Annotated in this window: 19 protein-coding genes, 1 tRNA gene, 1 other RNA gene and 1 riboswitch; of the genes, 13 read left to right on the top strand and 8 right to left on the bottom strand. The window is 66.2% G+C overall.

What is annotated here, in order from left to right:
• Window positions 1-2: 2 nt before the first annotated feature.
• Complete coding sequence (locus NJ1_RS19335) at window positions 3-773, bottom strand: queuosine precursor transporter (protein WP_067696219.1); 771 nt, start codon at window positions 771-773, stop codon at window positions 3-5.
• Between the two features lie 62 nt (window positions 774-835).
• Between NJ1_RS19335 and NJ1_RS19330 the strand changes: the two genes are divergently transcribed.
• The gene (locus NJ1_RS19330; RefSeq protein WP_067696217.1) at window positions 836-1,519 is read left to right on the top strand and encodes a DUF4190 domain-containing protein; all 684 of its coding nucleotides are present in this window, start codon (window positions 836-838) and stop codon (window positions 1,517-1,519) included.
• A 99-nt stretch (window positions 1,520-1,618) separates the two neighbouring features.
• Here the strand turns inward: NJ1_RS19330 and NJ1_RS19325 are convergent, their stop codons facing one another.
• The 3 genes from NJ1_RS19325 to NJ1_RS19315 all read right to left on the bottom strand — a co-directional run bounded on the left by NJ1_RS19325 (window position 1,619) and on the right by NJ1_RS19315 (window position 4,081).
• The gene (locus tag NJ1_RS19325; RefSeq protein ID WP_067696215.1) at window positions 1,619-2,404 is read right to left on the bottom strand and encodes an RDD family protein; all 786 of its coding nucleotides are present in this window, start codon (window positions 2,402-2,404) and stop codon (window positions 1,619-1,621) included.
• Window positions 2,405-2,458: 54 nt separating this feature from the next.
• A complete protein-coding gene (gene gluQRS, locus NJ1_RS19320) occupies window positions 2,459-3,451 on the bottom strand; it encodes a tRNA glutamyl-Q(34) synthetase GluQRS (RefSeq protein ID WP_084478509.1) in 993 nt (330 codons plus the stop codon).
• Between the two features lie 132 nt (window positions 3,452-3,583).
• Window positions 3,584-4,081, bottom strand: a complete 498-nt coding sequence (locus tag NJ1_RS19315; RefSeq protein WP_067696214.1) for a DUF309 domain-containing protein — start codon at window positions 4,079-4,081, stop codon at window positions 3,584-3,586.
• A 392-nt stretch (window positions 4,082-4,473) separates the two neighbouring features.
• Here NJ1_RS19315 and NJ1_RS38250 point away from each other — a divergent pair, with 392 nt between their 5' ends.
• Window positions 4,474-4,683, top strand: coding sequence for a DUF397 domain-containing protein (locus NJ1_RS38250; RefSeq protein WP_084478508.1), 210 nt, complete (start codon window positions 4,474-4,476; stop codon window positions 4,681-4,683).
• 100 nt (window positions 4,684-4,783) lie between these two features.
• Here the strand turns inward: NJ1_RS38250 and qcrB are convergent, their stop codons facing one another.
• Window positions 4,784-6,424, bottom strand: coding sequence for a cytochrome bc1 complex cytochrome b subunit (qcrB, locus tag NJ1_RS19310; protein WP_067696210.1), 1,641 nt, complete (start codon window positions 6,422-6,424; stop codon window positions 4,784-4,786).
• Between the two features lie 99 nt (window positions 6,425-6,523).
• Here qcrB and NJ1_RS19305 point away from each other — a divergent pair, with 99 nt between their 5' ends.
• On the top strand, window positions 6,524-7,903 hold the full coding sequence (locus NJ1_RS19305; RefSeq protein ID WP_084478507.1) for a WS/DGAT domain-containing protein: 1,380 nt from the start codon (window positions 6,524-6,526) through the stop codon (window positions 7,901-7,903).
• Window positions 7,904-8,075: 172 nt separating this feature from the next.
• Here the strand turns inward: NJ1_RS19305 and NJ1_RS19300 are convergent.
• Window positions 8,076-8,160 (bottom strand) — tRNA-Ser (locus NJ1_RS19300).
• A 97-nt stretch (window positions 8,161-8,257) separates the two neighbouring features.
• The gene (locus NJ1_RS40850; RefSeq protein ID WP_067696208.1) at window positions 8,258-9,352 is read right to left on the bottom strand and encodes a hypothetical protein; all 1,095 of its coding nucleotides are present in this window, start codon (window positions 9,350-9,352) and stop codon (window positions 8,258-8,260) included.
• 99 nt (window positions 9,353-9,451) lie between these two features.
• Here NJ1_RS40850 and ffs point away from each other — a divergent pair.
• Both ffs and NJ1_RS19285 read left to right on the top strand, forming a co-directional pair.
• Window positions 9,452-9,546, top strand: an RNA gene (gene ffs, locus NJ1_RS19290) — signal recognition particle sRNA small type.
• A gap of 124 nt (window positions 9,547-9,670) precedes the next feature.
• Entirely contained in the window at window positions 9,671-10,966 is a 1,296-nt protein-coding gene (locus tag NJ1_RS19285) for an aspartate aminotransferase type Ic (RefSeq protein ID WP_067696206.1), read from the top strand.
• Between the two features lie 60 nt (window positions 10,967-11,026).
• Here NJ1_RS19285 and NJ1_RS19280 read toward each other — a convergent pair whose 3' ends face one another.
• Window positions 11,027-11,902, bottom strand: a complete 876-nt coding sequence (locus NJ1_RS19280) for a methyltransferase domain-containing protein (RefSeq protein WP_084478547.1) — start codon at window positions 11,900-11,902, stop codon at window positions 11,027-11,029.
• Between the two features lie 92 nt (window positions 11,903-11,994).
• Between NJ1_RS19280 and NJ1_RS19275 the strand changes: the two genes are divergently transcribed.
• From NJ1_RS19275 to NJ1_RS19240, 8 genes are all read left to right on the top strand, one after another.
• The gene (locus NJ1_RS19275) at window positions 11,995-12,570 is read left to right on the top strand and encodes an HhH-GPD-type base excision DNA repair protein (protein ID WP_067696720.1); all 576 of its coding nucleotides are present in this window, start codon (window positions 11,995-11,997) and stop codon (window positions 12,568-12,570) included.
• A 118-nt stretch (window positions 12,571-12,688) separates the two neighbouring features.
• Entirely contained in the window at window positions 12,689-13,387 is a 699-nt protein-coding gene (locus tag NJ1_RS19270; RefSeq protein WP_067696202.1) for a DUF8020 domain-containing protein, read from the top strand.
• Window positions 13,388-13,538: 151 nt separating this feature from the next.
• Window positions 13,539-14,240, top strand: coding sequence for a DUF8020 domain-containing protein (locus NJ1_RS19265; protein ID WP_067696717.1), 702 nt, complete (start codon window positions 13,539-13,541; stop codon window positions 14,238-14,240).
• Between the two features lie 161 nt (window positions 14,241-14,401).
• Complete coding sequence (locus tag NJ1_RS19260; protein ID WP_067696199.1) at window positions 14,402-15,097, top strand: DUF8020 domain-containing protein; 696 nt, start codon at window positions 14,402-14,404, stop codon at window positions 15,095-15,097.
• Between the two features lie 173 nt (window positions 15,098-15,270).
• Complete coding sequence (locus NJ1_RS19255; protein ID WP_067696197.1) at window positions 15,271-15,813, top strand: flavin reductase family protein; 543 nt, start codon at window positions 15,271-15,273, stop codon at window positions 15,811-15,813.
• Window positions 15,814-15,992: 179 nt separating this feature from the next.
• Window positions 15,993-16,087, top strand: a riboswitch (SAM riboswitch).
• Window positions 16,088-16,095: 8 nt separating this feature from the next.
• The gene (locus NJ1_RS19250) at window positions 16,096-17,073 is read left to right on the top strand and encodes an amino acid ABC transporter permease (protein ID WP_067696189.1); all 978 of its coding nucleotides are present in this window, start codon (window positions 16,096-16,098) and stop codon (window positions 17,071-17,073) included.
• Window positions 17,070-17,834 (top strand): amino acid ABC transporter ATP-binding protein, encoded by a 765-nt coding sequence (locus NJ1_RS19245; protein ID WP_067696186.1) that lies wholly within the window; start codon window positions 17,070-17,072, stop codon window positions 17,832-17,834. Before NJ1_RS19250 ends, NJ1_RS19245 begins: the two co-directional genes overlap by 4 nt.
• A gap of 29 nt (window positions 17,835-17,863) precedes the next feature.
• A complete protein-coding gene (locus NJ1_RS19240; RefSeq protein ID WP_067696182.1) occupies window positions 17,864-18,847 on the top strand; it encodes an ABC transporter substrate-binding protein in 984 nt (327 codons plus the stop codon).
• Window positions 18,848-18,849: the final 2 nt, after the last annotated feature.

The raw sequence follows: 18,849 nt of genomic DNA, 5'->3' as shown, positions 1-18,849 counted from the left end.
TCTCAACTCTCGAGCGCCGGAACGCCCAGCGGCTGGTAGCTCGGTTCGTGCTTCTTCAGGAAGGCGATCACGCGATAGGTGATCGGCAGCACGATGATCTCGGCCAGCGTCTTCCAGACGAAGCCCACGATCACATAGTTGATGAACTGACCCCACGAGTCGATGCCGATGGCGGTGGCCGCGATCGAGCAGAAGATCAGCGTGTCACCGAATTCGCCGACCACGGTGGAGCCGATGAGCCGCGCCCACAGGTGCTTCTCCCGGGTGCGCTCCTTGATGGCGACCAGGGTCGCGGAGTTCAGCATCTCGCCGACGAAGTAGCCGCACAGTCCGGCCAGCACCAGCTGCGGGGTGGAACCCAGGACGGTGTGGAACGCCTCCTGGTTCTCGTAGAACCCGGCGGCGGGCAGGCCGATGGCGATGGCGAAACAGCCGGTCATCAGCAGCAGGATGGCGAAGCCCATGTAGATGGCCCGGCGGGCGGCCTTGAAGCCGTACACCTCGCTGAGCACGTCGCCGATGATGTAGGCCAGGGGGAACAGGAACCAGGCGCCGTCGGTGGTGATCGGCAGCAGTTCCAGCGGCCCCAGCTTGAAGGACTGGTCGCCGAAGAATTGGACGCCCTTGGTGGCGCAGATGTTCGAGATGATCAGTACTGCCGTGAACAGTGCCACGACCGGTGTGTAGTAGCCCCCCGCGGCCGTAGCGAATGCTGCGTGCTCGGGCGCGGGGTGTCCAGATCGGTCCGAATCGACCGTTTTCGTATCGCTCACCCGAAAAGTATCCCCGGAGTCATGGATGGTTATGGGCTGGTGGGGTGCCCTAGGCTGAGCGAATGACGAATTCCGGCGGTTCCGACGAGTGGTGGAAGCAGTACGGCGGTGAGGGCGTGTCGCCCGACGCCACACCCTCGACGCCGCAGCAACCGGTGCCGCCTCCGGCCGGCTATTCCTCCGCTCCGAATCTCGACAAGTCGGCGATGACACCGCCGCCGCAGTCGCCGTATCCGAGTTACCCTCCGCCGCAGGCGAATCCATCGGGCGGATACCCGCAGCAGGCCCCGGGCGGATACCAGCAGTCCGCGCCGGGCGGATATCCGCAGCAGCCCTCGGGCGGTTTCGGGCAGCCTTCGGGCGGCTTCGCGCAGCAGCCCGCCGGCGGGTACCCGCAGCCGGGCGGTGGATATCAGCAGCCGGGCGCTCCGGCTCCGGGCTACGGCTATCCGGGTTACCAGCCCTACGGCTATCAGCAGCCGTCGACGGGCACCAACGGCATGGCCATCGCCTCGCTGATCGTGTCGATCCTGGGCTTGACCACCCTGTTCTTCTGCTTCCTTCCGATCGGTTCGCTGGTCGGCCTGGTGCTCGGCGTGATCGCGAACAATCAGGTGAAGACCAGTGGTCAGGAAGGCCGCGGCCTCGCGCAGGGCGGTATCTGGGTCGGTGCGGCCGGTTTGGCGCTGGGCGTGCTGATGTGGATCTTCATCGGCGCGGCCTTCCTGGGCAGCTCCGACTTCTGAGTCGAACCCGACGCGAAACGAACAAGCGGGTGCGCATCCGAATGGATGCGCACCCGCTGTGTTCTTGCCCGGCGGATCACATTCGCCGGTCGAAGGCTTTCAGCCCTTGACGACCTGCGTGCCGCCCGCGAACTTGTCGTGCCAACCCTGCTTGTTCGGGTCCTGCTCGATGGTGACCGCGATGTAGATCTGCGCGCCGATGCCGATCAGCCAGCCGAGGCACGGGATCAGCTGGATGATCACGAACAGATTGCGCTTGGCCGATGTGGCCGGGTCGATGCTCGGGGCACCGCCGGGCGCGAGGACGCGCAGGCCGAGCAGCTTCTTACCGAAGGTCGTGCCCTGAGACGTCTCCATCAGGATGAAGTATCCGAACATGATGACCGGCAGCAGGACTTCCCAGACCCAGCCGAGCTTGCCGGGCAGCAGCGCGTAGATGATGCCGCCGGGGATGCCGATGATCAGCCCGTCGATGATGCGGGCCGCGAAGCGGATCCACAGATCACCCGGTACCGCACCACCGAATCCCGGTGCGCCGTAACCCTGCTGGCCCGGGAACTGCGGCTGCTGGCCGTAGGGCTGCTGCCCGTAGCCCGGCTGCTGGCCGTACGGCTGCTGCTGGCCGTACGGGTCGGACTGCTGCCCGAACTGCGGCTGCTGGCCGTAAGGATCGGAGGGCTGCTGCTGGCCGTAGCCCGGCTGCTGCTGCCCGTAGGGATCGGGCTGCTGGCCGTACGGCTGCTGCGGCTGCTGGCCGTAGGGGTCGGACTGACCGTAGGGCTGCTGCGGCTGCTGCCCGTACGGTTGGCCCTGCGGGTACGGCTGCTGACCGTACGGCTGCCCGCCCTGCGGATACTGGTTGGGGTCGTACCCACCGCTCGTCATTGTGTCGCCGTCCTCGTTAGAATTCTGGTTCGGGTCTCTGGTCGAGTGCGTACGTTACGGACACGTACTGGGTTGCCTCAAGCCGTTCGGGTCGAGTGTCCAGGGTTCTCGGGGAAGGTTTTCCGGTTGGAATTGCTCGAGTAACCCACTGCTCGAGTTTGCGCCTCGATAACCCAATGATGCGGCAAGCAGCCCCACCACGTCTTCTCGAGTTTCCCCGAGTGCCAGTCGATCGCGCAGGGTGACCGCGCCGTCACGTTTTGCCAGGCGTTGACCGGCGGTATTGAGCACCAGCGGTACGTGCGCGTAATTCGGCACCGCGACGCCGAGCAGAGTTGCCAGATACGCCTGGCGCGGTGTGGAAGAGAGCAGGTCGTCGCCGCGTACCACCTGATCGATGTGCTGATCGGCGTCGTCCACGACCACTGCCAGGTTGTATGCGGGGGTACCGTCGCCGCGGCGCAGCACCAGATCGTCGACCGCGCCCCGGTAGAGGCCGTGCAGCTCGTCGGTGATCTCGAATTCGGTGACGCCCGCGCGCAGGCGCAGCGCTGCGGGCCGGCCCTGGGTCCGCCGCTGGGCCCGCTCGGTGTCGGTGAGATCGCGGCAGGTTCCGGGGTACGCGCCCATCGGTCCGTGCGGCGCGGTCACCGCCTGTTGAATTTCCTTTCGCGTGCAGAAGCATTCATAGGTGAGTCCGGCGGCGGTCAGCCGGTCGATGGCGGCTTCGTACAGCGGCGAACGCTCGGATTGGCGGACCACCGGCGGATCCCAGTTCAGTCCGATGGCCGCGAGGTCCTCCAGCTGGCGTTCGGCCGATCCGGCCTTGACGCGATCGAGGTCCTCGATCCGCATGAGGAAACCGCGGCCGGTCGATCGCGCGAACAACCAGGCGAGCAGCGCGGTGCGCAGATTCCCCAGGTGCAGATCTCCGGACGGGCTGGGCGCGAAGCGCCCGTATCCACTCGCTCGCGCGGCCGGGGACGGTTCGGCGGCGGTCGCGACCGTCGGCGCCGCGGGGGAGGTGCGAAGTTTGCCGGGGGACACGTCAGCCCATGCTAGGCGGCGAGTCGCAGGCCCGGCTCTCCGCGCGTGTTCGCACCCTTCGCAGGGTGTCGTGCGTTGTTGCGATTGCGTCGCTTCGCATCGTGCGTGTGCGCGGACAGTGCGTCTGCGCGGTCAGTGTGAAGTTGTGAGTCGGGGCCGAAGTTCCTCCTCGGCGATGGATTTCCCCTGGTCGATCGCGGTGAGCAGCGCTTCGGCGCGACTCACCAAACCGGCGGAATCGATGTGGTGCGGCGGCGGGCCGTACTCGGTGAGACGCAGCGTCGCGCGCGTGAGAAGCGTGCGAGCGCCCTTCGGATTTCCACGTTGAATGTGGGTCAGGCCAACGGCGTACTGTGCGAGGCCCTGCCACAGCGACTTCTCCGCGAATGGGCCGTTCTTCCACGCGGCCTCGAGCACCTCGTGTGCGTTGAACGCGAGACCCTCGTCGAGCAGGCGTTGGGCGTACTCGAGCGTCTCGGGAGCGGAAAGCTCGAGGTCGTCCGGTATCCGTGGGATGCCGGTACTACCCGCCGGAAGAGGTCGCCCGAAACGGTCACGCGGTCGGGCATTTCGGGCACGTCCGACATCGTCGCGGTCGCGTTCGGGGTTGTCCTGCGCGTCATCGGCCATGGGTCCATGATCCCGGACGCGCTCGCGGGCCCCGAATCGGCAGTTTGCCCGAAGGTCCGCTAATGCACCGACAACAATTTTGCGACTTTCAGTTCGAGTGTTATTAAGTCCTCCGCTATTTTTCTGCAAATGATTTGCTGGCTAACCTTGCCCTAAATTTGCTGGTTGAAAACGAAAGAATGCGATCTCCTAATGACGAACCCTGCTACTCTCGAGCGCGGGAAACGCCATCGGGGGTGCATTCCCATCGTGAAGTGCAGAAAGAGGGTTGTACGGGGAGGTTGCGTGCAGCCGTAGGAGCACAAGTGGCTCTGCGAATCCGCAGGATCTCAGAGTCGCCAAGATCGATGCCAGCAATGTTTCGTGCTTGACGCAGCAAAGGAGCTAGAACCGTGAAGGTGGATTGGTCCAGCGCCGTTTGGCGCAAGAGCAAACACAGCGGCCCCAACGGCAACTGCGTGGAGGTCGCGTTTCTCGGAGACGGAAACGTAGGCGTTCGCGACAGTAAGGACGACGGCCGTGGACCGGCTTTGGCTTTCACCCCGGGTGAGTGGGATGCGTTCCTCTCGGGCGTATCCGACGGGGAGTTCAGGAGGGCCTGAGCACGGCTCAGTCTGAACAGGGAACAGGAGCCCCGGGTCGCAGAGGACTCGGGGCTTTTCGCTGTTCTAGGCGCAGCGCCGTGCAGAGCGCGGCGATCTTCTACCTGTGATGCCCGTTCCCGGACTCGACCTCCTGCACCCGTCGCAGCACGGCCAGCTGCTGATGCTCCGCCGCGTGGTCGTTGACCCGGTTCGTCTCGATCTCGGCCGGTGGATCGGCGCGGAAGAAACTCCCGCTGCCGGGTCGGCCGGCGATGCCCAGCTCGTTCATCTTGCGTGGCACCCGAGCGCCCTGATACTCCAGCGGAATCGGGTGCCCGTGCTCGTCGACGGGCCCGAGCGGCTGATGGATTTCGATGTACTCACCGTGTGGAAGCCGTCTGACCACACCGGTTTCGATCCCGTGCTCGAGGATCGCGCGGTCGCCGCGTTGCAGGCCCAGACACAGCCGGTAGGCGATGAAGTAGGCCAGCGGCGGCAGCAGGAGCAGTCCTATCCGGAATATCCAGGTCGTCGCGTTGAGCGAGATGTGGAATTGCAGCGCGATGATGTCGTTGACACAGGCCAGGGTGAGCACCAGGTAGAAGCTCAGCGCCATGGCCCCGATCGCGGTGCGCACCGGCACATCTCGTGGTCGCTGCAGCAGGTTGTGCCTGACCTCGCGGTCGCCGGTCAGCCGCTTCTCGATCCACGGGTACGCGATGAGCAGTGTGAATATCAGCGGCATCATCAATGCGACGGAGAACGATCCGGGAATGGTGTGCCCGAAGATGTAGATCTCCCAGGCCGGGAACAGGCGCAGGAAGCCGTCGGTCCACATCATGTAGAAGTCCGGCTGGGTGCCCGCGGAGACCTGAGAGGGGTTGTAGGGACCCAGGTTCCAGATCGGATTGATCTGCAGCAGGCCGCCCATGATCGCCAGGATGCCGAGCGTGAAGGCGAAGAACGCGCCCTGATCCAGCGAGAACACCGGCACGATGCGGGTGCCGACCACATTGCGTTCGGTTCGGCCGGGGCCGGGGTACTGGGTGTGCTTCTGGTACCAGACCAGCGCGATGTGAGCGCCGATGAGCGCCAGCATGATTCCGGGTATCAGCAGCACATGCGCGATGTACAGCCGCGGAATGATGATGGTCCCGGGGAAGTCCCCGCCGAACATCAGCCAGTTCAGCCACGTCCCGATGATGGGGGAGCCCATGGTGATTCCGGAGAACGCGGCCCGCAGCCCGGTGCCCGAGAGCAGATCGTCCGGCAGCGAGTAGCCGAAGAATCCCTCGAACATGGCCAGTATCAACAGGATCGCGCCGATCACCCAGTTGGCCTCGCGTGGTTTGCGGAACGCTCCGGTGAAGAAGACGCGGCACAGATGGATGATCATGGACGCGGAGAACAAGAGTGCGGCCCAGTGGTGCACCTGGCGCACGAAGAGGCCGCCGCGCACGTCGAAGGAGATGTCGAGCGCGCTTTCGTAGGCGCGGGACATGGTCACGCCGCGAAGTGGTTGAAAGGACCCGTTGTAGCGGACTTCGGTCATCGACGGGTCGAAGAACAAGGTCAAATACACGCCGGACAGCAGCAGAATGATGAAGCTGTAGAGCGCGATTTCTCCGAGCAGGAAAGACCAGTGCGTCGGAAACACCTTGTTGATGGATCTTTTGAGGAATGGCGCCGCGCGATACCGCTCATCCGCCGAATCGGCCTGTACTGCCAGACGTCCGGCAGTTCGGTGTGGAGTTGCCATTGCTGTCACCCCGCCCCCGGGAGAGTTCTGAAAGGCTTCTACTACACACGGTAGCACCCGGAGTGACCGGTCAGTACAGCGTTTCGCTATGGTCGTCCGGTGAATTCTCTGGCGCCGCGGGACGCCACCATGTACTGGTTGTCCGCGCGAACCCGCAACGATCTCTTCCTGCTCTACGCCTTCGCCGATGCCGGTGAGTCCGATGCCGCGTTGCGCCGAGTCGTTCACACCCGGGTCGCCGGAATTCCGGATTTGCTGACGCGCGTGCTGGACACCCCTGCAAACATTGCGTATCCGATATGGGTGCCTTGCGAATTCGCCGACACCCAGTTCGTCGTCCATTCGCTTCCCGATCCGACCTGGTCCGCCGTGCGGGACGCCCTGGGTGCGCTGCTCGCCACCGGCGTCCGCGCGAACGAGCGCCCGTGGCGACTGCACGTATTCCGCGACGTTCGCGACGCACCGGGATTCGCCTCCGGCGAGCCCGCTCTCATCGCGGTCCTGCAGCTCTCGCACGCCCTCGCCGACGGCCGCCGCGCCTCGGCCCTCGCCCGAGCGCTCTTCGGTTCGGGCACAACCGATTACGTCCTCGACGGTGCTGGGCGCGAGAAACGTGGCGAAGATGCCGTCGTCCTCACAGCTGTTGCGAACGCACTTCTGCGATTCCCGATCGCCATGGCCCGCACCGTCATACGCGGCCTGAACGCCGAACGAGCCCGCCGCGAACTGGCGGCGCTGACGCAGGCGGGGGAGCTGCCGCCGCCCGCTCCGGGCGTGCCGCCCAACCTCCTGAACGGCGACGGATCGGACCCGTCCACCCACGCCGTTCGCATGATCGTCTGCGACGCGGACCGCCTGCGCACCCCCGGCCACACCGTCACGACGACGGCCCTGACCGCGATTTCCCTTGCCCTGCAACGCTATCTGGCCCGCCACGACGCCCCCGCCGACTCGCTGCGCGCCCAGGTCCCCATGGCCGCCACCGCGCCGGGCCCCGAGCGCAACACCTACCGCGACCTCTCCATCGACCTGTCCGCCGACATACCGTCCATCCCCGATCGGGCCGCCGCGATCGCAGCCGCCCTGGCCTCGGCCCGCACGCGCGCACAACACCCGCTTCAGCGCGCCCAGTCCCGCGCCACCGATGCCATCCCCGCCCCGATCCTGCACCGCGACGTCACCCACTTCCCCGTGCACGCCCTCCCCGAACAACTCTCGGGCCACACCGTGGTCTCCAGCGTGCACCGCGGCCCCGCCGACCTGAGCTTCGGCGGCGGCCCGGTCCGCTTCACCGCGGGCTTCCCCGCCCTGGGCGCGGTCATGCATCTCACGCACGGCATCCACGGCCTGGGCGACACCATCACCCTCTCCCTGCACGCCGACCCGGCCACCCTCCCGGACCTCGACGCCTATGCCGCACTGCTGGAGGAGGCCGTTGGAGAGGTCGCCGTCGCGCTGCGGTCCGGCTCGCCCGATTGACCGAGAGCCCGATCGGTCGAGCAGCGGTGGAGGTCGCGAACATCACGTGCGCGCGCGTATTCGACATCGGTCACGACCGGGCGCGGATTGTCGAGTGCGTCACGGCTGATGCCCGGATGCGGGAATGACGAAGGCCCCGGCTCGGACTGAGTCCGGCCGGGGCCTTCGTGAGCGGAGGATAGGGGATTTGAACCCCTGAGGGCGTTAACCCAACCCGCGTTCCAGGCGAGCGCCATAGGCCACTAGGCGAATCCTCCGTGGAGCAATATACCGGCTGACCCCCCGAACTCACCAAACGGGGTGGTCGGAGGACGGTTCTGGGGGATTTGCGCTACTTCTTCCTAGGCCCGTCCGCTACTTCTTCTTCAGCCCGTCGAGTGCCTGCTGGGCCTGCTGCTTGGCGACCTGGGCGACCTCGTCCTTGCTCAGGTTCTCGCCCTGGCCGAGGCGGATGCGCAGGTTCACCTTGACCGAGGCGTTGTCGTCCTTGGCGGCGACGGTGTAGTCGATCGTGGTCCAGTAGGTGTAGTTGTCGGTCTGCGAGGCCCAGTACGCCTCGGTGCCGAGTCCAGCGACGTCTCCGGAGGCGCGGCCGCTGCCGGTGGTGCCGGTGTCGAACTGCTTCCAGGTGTCGTAGCTGGGGCGGTTGTAGGCGCTGGAGGAGCCGCTCAGGAAGTCGACGTCGAGGGTGAGGTCGGCGGTGTCGGTGGTGTATTTGTCGGTCGGACTCTGCTTTTCGTAGCCGGCCTTGCAATCCATCCGGCCACCCGAATAGTCGGTGGGCTGGGTCTCGGAGTGCTCCGGGGTGCCCTTGGAGTTGGTGGCCCACTTGGTCAGCACCGTGGGATCGACGATGCTGCACGCGTTCGTGATGCCGCTCATCGAGTACTTGCCGTCGGCGCTGTTCTTCTTGTCGTCACCGAACGGGTTGACCGACTTGTCCTTGCCGGTCAGTGCGAGCACGCCGATGCCGATGCCGACCAGTACGACGAGGCCGATCGCGCCGCCCACGATCCAGCCGGTCTTGCTGCCGCCGCCTCCGGGCGGCGGCGGAGTCGGATAGCCGTAGCCGCCGCCGTTGGGCGGGGGAGTGGCGAACTGCTGCTGCGGGGCGAACTGCGGCTGCGGTGCGGAGAACTGCTGTTGCTGCGGCGCGGAGTACTGCGGTTGGGGCCCGGAGTACTGCTGCTGCGGCGCCGAGTACTGCTGCTGCGGCGCGGAATACTGCTGCTGCGGTGCGGAGTACTGCTGCGGTGCGGGCGGAATGGGCTGTGCGGGAGGCTGGTACGGCGGCGTCGTGGCCGCGCCGTAGTTCATCATGGTCGGGTCGGTGCCGGTGAGCGGCGCCGAGGGCTCGCCGCCGGTCGGCGCGGTGGCCCACCACTGTGCGGTTTCCTGATGCTGTTCGGGATCCTGTTGGCCGCCCGATCCTGGATTCGCGCTCGTCACTTGTGGTTTTCCCCTCCGTACTGAGCGGGTTCCCCCGCAGTCCGGACAGATCGTAACGACCCGGCGCGACGCGAGCATCCGTGAGCCGCTACACTGGCCGACGGATCCAGCGCGGCGCGCATCCTGTGAACTCCCCCAGGGCCGGAAGGCAGCAAGGGTCAACGGGCTCTGCCGGGTGCGCTGGGTCCCCTTCAATTTCACGGGGGTTCGGTCCCGTATATACCTGACAATTCAGCTCAGCCCCCTAGTAACGTGGGCGGTCGGGCCGCGTACGCGCGGTCCGCACCAGATTCCCCTCGCCCTGGAAAGGCTGTCAGGATGCCTCGGCAAACGCAGATCGGTTTGATGAGCCATGCGGAGCTCGTGTCGGAACACGAAACGCAGACCGCGAACTACGCGAAGCTCAAGACCGAGAAGCTCACGCTGGACATCACGCGCGGTAAGCCCGCGCCCGAGCAGCTGGACCTGTCGCTGGAGCTGCTGTCGCTGCCGGGCAATGACGACTATCGCGATGCCAACGGCACCGACACCCGCAATTACGGCGGCCTGCACGGTCTTCCGGAGTTGCGCGCCATCTTCGGTGAACTGCTCGGCATCCCGGTCTCGAACCTGCTGGCCGGCAACAATGCCAGCCTGGAGCTGATGCACGACGTGATCGTGTTCTCCATGCTGTACGGGAACCCCGATTCCGAGCGCCGCTGGGTGGACGAGCCGGTGCTCAAGTTCCTCTGTCCCGCACCGGGTTACGACCGTCACTTCGCGATCACGCAGGCCCTCGGCTTCGAGATGATCCCGATCCCCATGGGCCACGACGGCCCGGACGTGCACGCCATCGCCGAACTGGTGGCCTCGGATCCGGCGATCAAGGGTCTGTGGGCGGTGCCCAACTACTCCAACCCGACCGGCGTCACCTTCTCCGAAGCCGTTACGCGCGAACTGGTTTCGATGCCGACGGCGGCGCCGGACTTCCGGCTCTTCTGGGACAACGCCTACGCGGTGCACCCCCTGGTCGACGACGCGGATCCGGTCCTGGACGTGCTGGGCATGGCCGCGGCGGCCGGAAACCCCAACCGCCCCTACGTTTTCGCCTCCACCTCGAAGATCACCTTCGCGGGTTCGGGGGTGAGCTTCTTCGGCGGCTCCACCGCCAACCTGGAGTGGTACCTGAGCCATGCGGGCAAGAAGAGCATCGGCCCGGACAAGGTGAACCAGCTGCGGCACCTGCGCTTCTTCAAGGACGCCGCGGGCGTGCGCGCACACATGCAGAAGCATCGCGAAATCCTGGAGCCCAAGTTCAAGCTGGTGCTGAAGATCCTCGAGGATCGCCTGGGCGCCTCGAAGGTGGCGTCCTGGACCGAACCCAAGGGCGGGTACTTCATCAGCCTGGATGTGCTGGAGGGCACCGCTGCCCGGGTGGTGGCTCTGGCCAAGGAGGCGGGTATCGCCCTCACTCCGGCCGGTTCGTCCTACCCGTACGGGAAAGACGTGGAGGACAAGAACATTCGCATCGCGCCGAGCTTCCCGTCGCTGTCGGATCTGGAGAAGTCGATGGACGGGGTGGCGACGTGCGTGCTGCTGGCCGCCACCGAGAAGGTGCTGGAGACCCAGTCGTAGGTCGTCTCGAACGATGAAGGCGCGCACCGGATCACGGTGCGCGCCTTTTCGTTTCGAGTATCAGGCGGGCTTGTGCGCGGAGACGGCGAAGATGGTCACCGACAGGTGCGCGTCACCGCTCGCGGCACCGGCGGCCAGATCGGCGAGCAACTGATCGCGCTGCTGCTCGGTGATCGCCCCGCGTGCCACCGCCATCTCCGCGATGCGGGTCACGAGCGCTCCCGCGCCCACGCCGGTGTCCTGTACCAGCGCGTGCGAGCCGATGTCGTCCACGACCAGCCCGGCGGCCGTCAGCTGTCCGGCGAGGCGTCGTCCGGCGAAGGGGTTGGTGGTTCCGGCGATCATGGTCTCGATGACCTCGTGCACGACGTGCCGATCGCCCGGATGCACGATGGCGGTGCCCCAGTCGCTGTCCATGACGACCACCCGGCCGCCCGGCTTGAGTACGCGTGCGATCTCCCCGGCCGCGCGGGCGGGACCGGTCAGATGCTGGAAGACGCGCTCGCACAGCGCCGCGTCGAAGGTGTCGCTGCCGAACGGCAGCCCGTAGGCGTCGCCGGAGACGAATTTCGCGGTGGAGTGGTGCTGCTGGGCGCGACGTTCCGCGGCGGCCAGCAGACCGGGGTCGGGTTCGACGCCGACCGCGGTGCCGCTCGGTCCCACGGCGTCGGCGAAGACCAGTGCCTCCGAGCCGGTTCCGGAGCCGATGTCGACGGCGCTCTCGCCGGGTCGCACCGCGAGCGCGTCGTGCGCCCAGGTGCGGAGCCTGCGGATTCCGGGTAGCGCCGCCTGCAGATCGTGCACGTCGACCAGTTGGTCCTGGCCGTCGCGGTCGAAACGGTCCGGTCGCAGTCCGGCGCTGTCCGATGCGCCTGCGCTGCGCTCCCGCGAAGAGACGCCGGATTGCGGCGAAGATCCCACTGAAGAATTAGCCATGATGTCGGGCATGCGGCCGAGCCTAGTCTTTTGCGCGCCGCCGCGTGACCCGCGTCACCTGGGACAGGGGCGGATGGGATGATCTGTCCATGGTGAGCCGCACAGTGTGTATTGCGCAGGATCCCGACGCCGACGCGCTCCTTTCCACGGACGATTTCGCCCTGCTGGTCGGCATGGCCCTGGATCAGCAGTTCCCGATGGAGCATGCGTTCCGAGGGCCGCAGAAGATCGCCGACCGCATGGGCGGGTTCGATATCCGCAAGATCGCGGCCGCGGATCCCCAGGAATTCGAAGAGCTGGCGGCCACTCCGCCGGCCATCCACCGTTACGGACGTTCCATGGGACGCCGGGTGCAGGAACTCGCCCACTTCATCATCGATAATTACGACGGCGACACCTCCGCCCTGTGGACCTCCGGCGACCCCGACGGCAAGGAACTCCTGAAGCGTCTCAAGGCCCTGCCCGGCTTCGGTGATCAGAAGGCCCGGATCTTTCTGGCGCTGCTGGGCAAACAGGAGGGCATCGAGGCGAAAGGCTGGCGCGAGGCGGCCGGCGCCTACGGCGAAGTCGATTCCCGCCGCTCGGTGGCCGACGTGACGGACGCCGAATCCCTCGCTCAGGTAAGGGAATTCAAGAAGCAGGCAAAGGCCGCGGCCAAATCCAAGTGACCCCCCCGAACGGGCCCCTATCGGATCAAGCTGGTTTTTAACCTCCAACAAGCTGTGGATTTGCTTAATGCTTTGCCGCGTTCGGGTTTGTTCTACAGCGGCGAGGAAGCAGTACCAAATGAAGATGAGGAAGTTCGCCGGGGTTGCGGCACTGGTGATCACGGCGCTCGGCGCGGCGACGGGCACAGTCAACGCCGCTCCGGTCACAGCTGATGACGGAGTCATCAACTACACCAACACCATTACCGAGAAGAACGCCATCGTCACTACCGATGCGGGTTCGCTGGTGGTCGAGGACGGTGTGTTCAAGGTCAAGGCGGCCAACGGCACCACTGTCGCGGGCACCGAATTGAACTTCCGGCTGGACGATTTCGTCTTCCCGATCGCGGCGGAGATCTCCGATCACACCGCGATCCTGACCCCGCAGTTCGACGAGGCGCACGCGGTCTACAAGCCGGTGGCGCTGCCTTACGAGAACCAGGCTCCCTGGAAGAACGACTACGACCGTGAGGTCGCGGCCTGGTCCCGTCTGACCAGCACCATCTCCGCGGGTGCGACCATCGGCACCCTGGTCGGTGGTATCGGCGGCGCGGCCCTGGGCTGCGTCATCGGCTTCGGTCTCGCGGGTGTCGCGACCGCTCCGCTGGCCGCGCTGTTCGGCGCCGGTCCGATCGCCGGATGCCTCGGTGGCGCGGCGGCGGTCGGTTTCCTCGGCACCGTGGCGGGCCAGGTCTTCGTGACCGCTCCGGTCGCGATCCTCGCCGCTGTGCAGTACTTCTCCACGATCAACCAGCCGTCGATCCAGCCGGCCAAGTAATTCCAGGCGCACCACGAATTCGAAGGTGGCCCGCGGAGCCCTCGCAGATGTTCATCGGCGAGGCGCCCGCGGGCCACCTTTCGTTCGTGCGGTCAGGATTCGATTCTCGGGTTCCACCCTGCGGAAGAACCTGATGAGGAATCTGAACACGATGCTGTCGAAGAAATTCGCCGCGACCGCGGCACTGTTGATCGCTGCCCTTGGTGTCGCGTCCGGAACCGCGGGAGCGGCTCCCGAGGCCGCCGACGCCGGCGTGATCAACTACACCTCCACCAACACCCCGACCAACACCATCATCAACACCGATGCCGGTTCGATGGTCGTCGAGGATGGAATCTTCAAGATCAAGGCCGCCAACGGCACCACCGTTGCCGGCACCGAGCTCAAGGTTCAGGTCGACGATTTCGTCTTCCCGATCGCGGCCGAGATCAAGGATCACACCGCGATCCTGACCCCCGAGCTGGACATGAACAAGGCCGTCTACAAGCCGGTCAACCTGCCGTTCGAGAACGTTGCGCCGTTCAAGTCGGAGTACGACCGCGAACAGGCCGCCTGGAAGCGCATGGTGGACACCATCTCGATGGGCGCCACCGTCGCGACCCTGGTGGGCGGTCTGTCCGGTGCGGCTCTGGGATGTGTCGCGGGCGCTGCCCTCGGCGCGACACTGACCGGCGCGCTGTCGCTGATGTTCGGCGCTCTGCCGGGCGGAATCGCCGGTTGCGTCGCGGGTATCGCGGCGGTCGGTTTCCTGGGCACCCTCGCGGGCCAGCTTTTCATCACGGCCCCGGTCGCGATCATGGCCGCGGCGAACTACTTCATCACGATCAACCAGCCTTTCGTGGCTGCCAAGTAAATACCGCGATATTCGCGGAACAGCGACCTCCGTCCGCCATGCGCCGGACGGGGGTCCTCGCTGTCACTTGTTGAAATCAGCCGGATTTCAAGACTCCCGCCTGCTTCCCTTTTGCTCGATTATTGCGGCCGCACTGCATGAGAGATGAGGGAGCAGTCGAAGTGAAGATGAAGAAGTTCGCCGCTGTAGCGGCACTGGTTTCCGCCACGCTCGGAGTTACCGCCGGGACCGTGAACGCGGCCCCGAATTCCGATGCGGGCGTTATCAATTACACCGCCGAGAACACCGAGACCCAGGCGATCATTCGAACCGATGCCGGTTCCATGGTGGTCGAGGACGGTGTATTCAAGGTGAAGGCCGCCGACGGCACCACGGTCGCGGGCACCGAATTGAGTCTCCGGGTCGACGATTTCGTCTTCCCGATCGCGGCGGAGATCTCCGATCGCACCGCGACCCTGACCCCGCAGATCGACGAGGCGCACGCGACCTACAAGCCGGTTGCCCTGCCGTACGAGAACCAGGCCCCCTGGAAGAGCGAGTACGACCGTGAACAGGCCGCCTGGAACCGCCTGAAGGACACCGTCGCCCTGGGCGCCACCATCGGCACCGTGGTCGGCGGCATCGGCGGCGCGGCAGTCGGTTGCGTCATCGGCTTCGGCCTCGCGGGCGTCGCGACCGCTCCGCTGGCTGCCCTGTTCGGCGCCGGCCCGATCGTCGGCTGCCTCGGTGGCGCTGCGGCCGTCGGATTCCTCGGCACCCTCGCGGGCCAGATCTTCGTCACCGCCCCCGTAGCCATTCTGGCCGCCGTTCAGTACTTCACCACCATCAACCAGCCCTTCGTGGCCCCGGCCAAGTAGCCTCGGCCCGAACCTCACGAACCCGCCCGGTAGTCCCACCGGGCGGGTTTCGTCGTCTGCGGCTTCGGCAGGGGTGTTAAGGCTCAGGGTGAGTCGAAATCTGTTGTGGGAGGGGCGCGAGTGTTGTCCTGGAAGGAGCCCGGTGTCGGTGCCGGGGATCGGAAGGGGCTGTTATGGGTGAGCTCACGGTGATCCGCGGCGCGGCGACGGCGCTGGAGTCTGTGGACGGGCACGATTTGCGCAAGACGTTCGGCCACTTTCCGTCCGGAGTGGTGGCGGTGTGCGCGCAGATCGGCGGAAAGCCGCACGGGCTGGTGGTGAGCACGTTCGTTCCGGTGTCGCTGGATCCACCGCTGGTGTCGATCTGCGTGCAGTACTCCTCGGAGACGTGGCCGCGGCTGGAGCAGGCGAGTTTGATCGGGCTGAGTCTGCTCGGGAGCGAGCAGGAGGAGGCCGCGCGGAACCTGAGTTCCCGTAGCGGGGATCGGTTCCGGAACGTGGATCTGCACACCGGTGACGGGAACGCGGCGTTCATCGGCGGGGCCTCGGCGTGGTTGGAAGCGTCCGTGTACGAGCAGGTTCCGGCCGGCGATCACGCGGTGGTGCTGCTGCGCGTGCATCGGTTGAGCACCCATCCCGATACCGAACCGCTCGTGTTCCATCGCAGTGCGTTCCGGGCTTTCGGGGCTCCGGACTCCCGCCATATCGCCAGCTGATCAGCCGCGCTGATCCCTTGAACGCCCGGCTCGCCGGGGGACACCTCGAACCCGCCCGGTCCGCCGCTTCCGGGCGGGTTCGTCGTATACCCGGGGCCCTGCGTATTCCCGCACACCGCAATTGAATTCACGATGAGCATGACCGGCGACACGGACCACGCCGCTTCGTATCGTCGTCTTCACCATCCAGAGCGATCGAGAGACCTGGCTCGCAGACGTCGCAGCAACCCCCTGAACGTAGGTGTCGGGTGCTTCCCGCCAGGACCGATGGAGGAAGAATCCATGAGCACCCTGGCCGCATCCACCGGTACTCGGGCGGAACCGCCCGAGCGATCGGCGGCGACCGAGCCCGAAGACGACGACTCCGCATTGCCGGTCGCCCGCACCCGCCACCCGTGGCGGTGGGTGACGGGCGCGATCGCGCTGATCCTGGTCGCACAGTTCGCGCACGGCCTGATCACCAATCCGGGCTGGGACTGGTCCACCTTCGGGCAGTACATCACGGCCTCCTCGGTGCTGGCCGCGCTGAAGGTGACCCTGGAGCTGACCCTGTGGGGAACTCTGCTGGGCTTCTTCATCGGCATCTGGCTCGCCATCGGCCGTCTGTCCAAGAACCCTGTGCTGCAGGTCATTTCCTGGATCTACATCTGGGCGTTCCGATCGATCCCGCTGATCGTGCAGCTGCTGTTCTGGTTCAACCTGGCGTACCTGTACAAGACGGTGTCCCTGGGCATTCCGTTCGGCCCGGAGTTCGTGCACTTCGACACGAACAATGTGCTGAGCGGCTTCACCGCCGCCGTCATCGGCCTGGCGCTGCATCAGGCCGCGTACTCGGCGGAAATCATTCGCGCCGGCATCATCTCGGTGGATCAGGGGCAGTGGGAGGCGGCCAAATCGCTCGGTCTGCCGTGGCGTCGCCAGTTCTTCACGATCATCGCGCCCCAGGCCATGCGCGGCATCCTGCCGAACGCCGCGAACGAGGTGATCAGCCTGTTCAAGGGCACCTCGATCGTCTCGACGATGGCGATCGCGGAGTTGTTCTACCAGGTGCAGGTGATCTTCGGCCGCAACGGCCGGGTGGTGCCGCTGCTCATGGTCGCGACGGTCTGGTACATCGTGCTCACCACCGCGCTGAGCATCGTGCAGTACTACATCGAACGGCACTACGCGAAGGGCAGCGTGCGCGAACTGCCGCTCACCCCGTGGCAACGGGTGCGCGCGTCCTTCGCCGGAATTCAGCGGAAGGCGGCCGCACGATGAGCGAGTACGCGGTCGAATTGCGTGGCATCAGAAAGTCTTTCGGCGCGCAGGAGGTGCTGGGCGGAGTGGATCTTTCGGTCCGCTCCGGCGAGGTCACCGTGATCCTGGGCCCGTCCGGCTCCGGTAAGTCGACCCTGCTGCGCACCATCAATCACCTGGAGAAGGTGGATGCGGGCACGGTCCGGGTGGGCGGCGAGCTGGTCGGCTACCGCCGTAAGGGCGATCGCCTGCACGAGCTGCCCGAACGCGAGATCCTGCGGCAGCGTTCGCGCATCGGCTTCGTGTTCCAGAACTTCAATCTCTTCCCGCATCTCACGGTCCGGGAGAACGTGGCCCTCGCGCCGATCGCGTCGCAGCATCGGCCCAAGGCCGAAGCGCAGGCCGAGGCCCTGGAGCTGCTGACCCGAGTGGGCTTGGCGGACAAGGCCGACGAGTACCCGCGCCGCCTCTCGGGCGGTCAGCAGCAGCGCGTCGCGATCGCCCGCGCCCTGGCGCTGCGACCCGAGGTGGTGCTGTTCGACGAACCCACCTCGGCGCTGGATCCGGAACTGGTCGGCGAGGTGCTGGACGTCATCCGCGATCTGGCGAGCGGTGGCGCGACCCTGGTCATCGTCACCCACGAGGTCGGTTTCGCCCGCGAGGTCGCCGACACCGTGGTGCTGCTGGACGCCGGCCGCATCGTCGAGCAGGGCCCGCCGCGGCAGGTCCTGGATGCCCCCGAGCACCCGCGCACCAAAGCCTTTCTCGCACACGTGCTCTGACGCGTTCGAACACCAAGTTAGGAAATCCAATGTCTTTGTCGAGCCGTCGTAGACGGATCACCGCCCTGGCGGCGCTCGCCGTGATCGGCCTGTTCGCCAGTGCTTGCGGCAATGGCGACGGTGGCGGCGACACCGTGCGCACCGCGAACGGGCACACCTATGATCTGTCGCCGGAGCAGCCCGGCCGTATTCACGCCGCCAAGGTCGACTCGATCGCGGCGCAGGTCCCGGCCGCCATCCGCGATCGCGGGACGCTCATCGTCACGGGTGCGGCGCAATCGTCGCCGCCGCTGCGCTCCTACGCCACCGACGATCGCACCGTGGTGGGCTCCGAGGTGGACTTCGCGAACCTGTTCGCCGACATCCTCGGCTTGAAAGTCGATCTGCGAACCGCGGATTGGGCGCAGAACTCGGTGAAGGTCGATTCCGGCGAGGTGGACGCGTTCATCTCGAACGTGACGGTCACCGAGGAGCGCAAGGAGAAGTTCGACTTCGCCACCTACCGCCTGGACAATCTCGCCTTCGAGGTGCCCAAGGACGCGAACTGGACCTTCACCGGCGACCGGAAGGTGCTGGCGGGGAAGCGAATCGGCGTCAGCGCGGGCACGAATCAGGAACAGCTGCTGGTGAAGTGGGACCAGGACAACGTCGCCGAGGGCCTGCCCAAGGTCGACATCGTCTACTTCCAGCAGGTCACCGACTACTACCTCGGCCTGTCCTCCGGGCGCCTCGACGCCTACCTGGGGCCGAACCCGTCCGCGCAGTACCACTCGGCCACCGCCGGTCAGACCAAGGTGGTCGGCAATATCTCCGGTGCGGGCGATGCCCTGCAGGCCGAGATCGGCGTCCTGACCAAGAAGGACAACGGCCTGATCGGCGCGGTACAGCAGGCGATTCAGTACGCCATCGATCACGGCACCTATCAGCAGGTCATCGAGCGCTGGGGTCTGAACGACGAGACCGTCGCCCAGTCCCGGATCAATCCGCCCGGCCTACCCAAGCGGAAGGGCTAGCG

It is taken from the genome of Nocardia jejuensis NBRC 103114 (genome assembly GCF_001613145.1).
Taxonomy (GTDB): Bacteria; Actinomycetota; Actinomycetes; order Mycobacteriales; family Mycobacteriaceae; genus Nocardia; species Nocardia jejuensis.
This window is presented reverse-complemented; position numbering and strand designations above follow the sequence as displayed.

Excerpts from the sequence above, each read along its gene's own strand:
- NJ1_RS19330 (WP_067696217.1), top strand. The coding sequence starts at position 836 with ATGACGAATTCCGGCGGTTCCGACGAGTGGTGGAAGCAGTACGGCGGT.
- NJ1_RS19325 (WP_067696215.1), bottom strand. The coding sequence starts at position 2,404 with ATGACGAGCGGTGGGTACGACCCCAACCAGTATCCGCAGGGCGGGCAG.
- NJ1_RS19315 (WP_067696214.1), bottom strand. The coding sequence starts at position 4,081 with ATGGCCGATGACGCGCAGGACAACCCCGAACGCGACCGCGACGATGTC.
- qcrB (WP_067696210.1), bottom strand. The coding sequence starts at position 6,424 with ATGGCAACTCCACACCGAACTGCCGGACGTCTGGCAGTACAGGCCGAT.
- NJ1_RS19285 (WP_067696206.1), top strand. The coding sequence starts at position 9,671 with ATGCCTCGGCAAACGCAGATCGGTTTGATGAGCCATGCGGAGCTCGTG.
- NJ1_RS19280 (WP_084478547.1), bottom strand. The coding sequence starts at position 11,902 with ATGGCTAATTCTTCAGTGGGATCTTCGCCGCAATCCGGCGTCTCTTCG.
- NJ1_RS19270 (WP_067696202.1), top strand. The coding sequence starts at position 12,689 with ATGAAGATGAGGAAGTTCGCCGGGGTTGCGGCACTGGTGATCACGGCG.
- NJ1_RS19265 (WP_067696717.1), top strand. The coding sequence starts at position 13,539 with ATGCTGTCGAAGAAATTCGCCGCGACCGCGGCACTGTTGATCGCTGCC.
- NJ1_RS19255 (WP_067696197.1), top strand. The coding sequence starts at position 15,271 with ATGGGTGAGCTCACGGTGATCCGCGGCGCGGCGACGGCGCTGGAGTCT.
- NJ1_RS19250 (WP_067696189.1), top strand. The coding sequence starts at position 16,096 with ATGAGCACCCTGGCCGCATCCACCGGTACTCGGGCGGAACCGCCCGAG.
- NJ1_RS19245 (WP_067696186.1), top strand. The coding sequence starts at position 17,070 with ATGAGCGAGTACGCGGTCGAATTGCGTGGCATCAGAAAGTCTTTCGGC.
- NJ1_RS19240 (WP_067696182.1), top strand. The coding sequence starts at position 17,864 with ATGTCTTTGTCGAGCCGTCGTAGACGGATCACCGCCCTGGCGGCGCTC.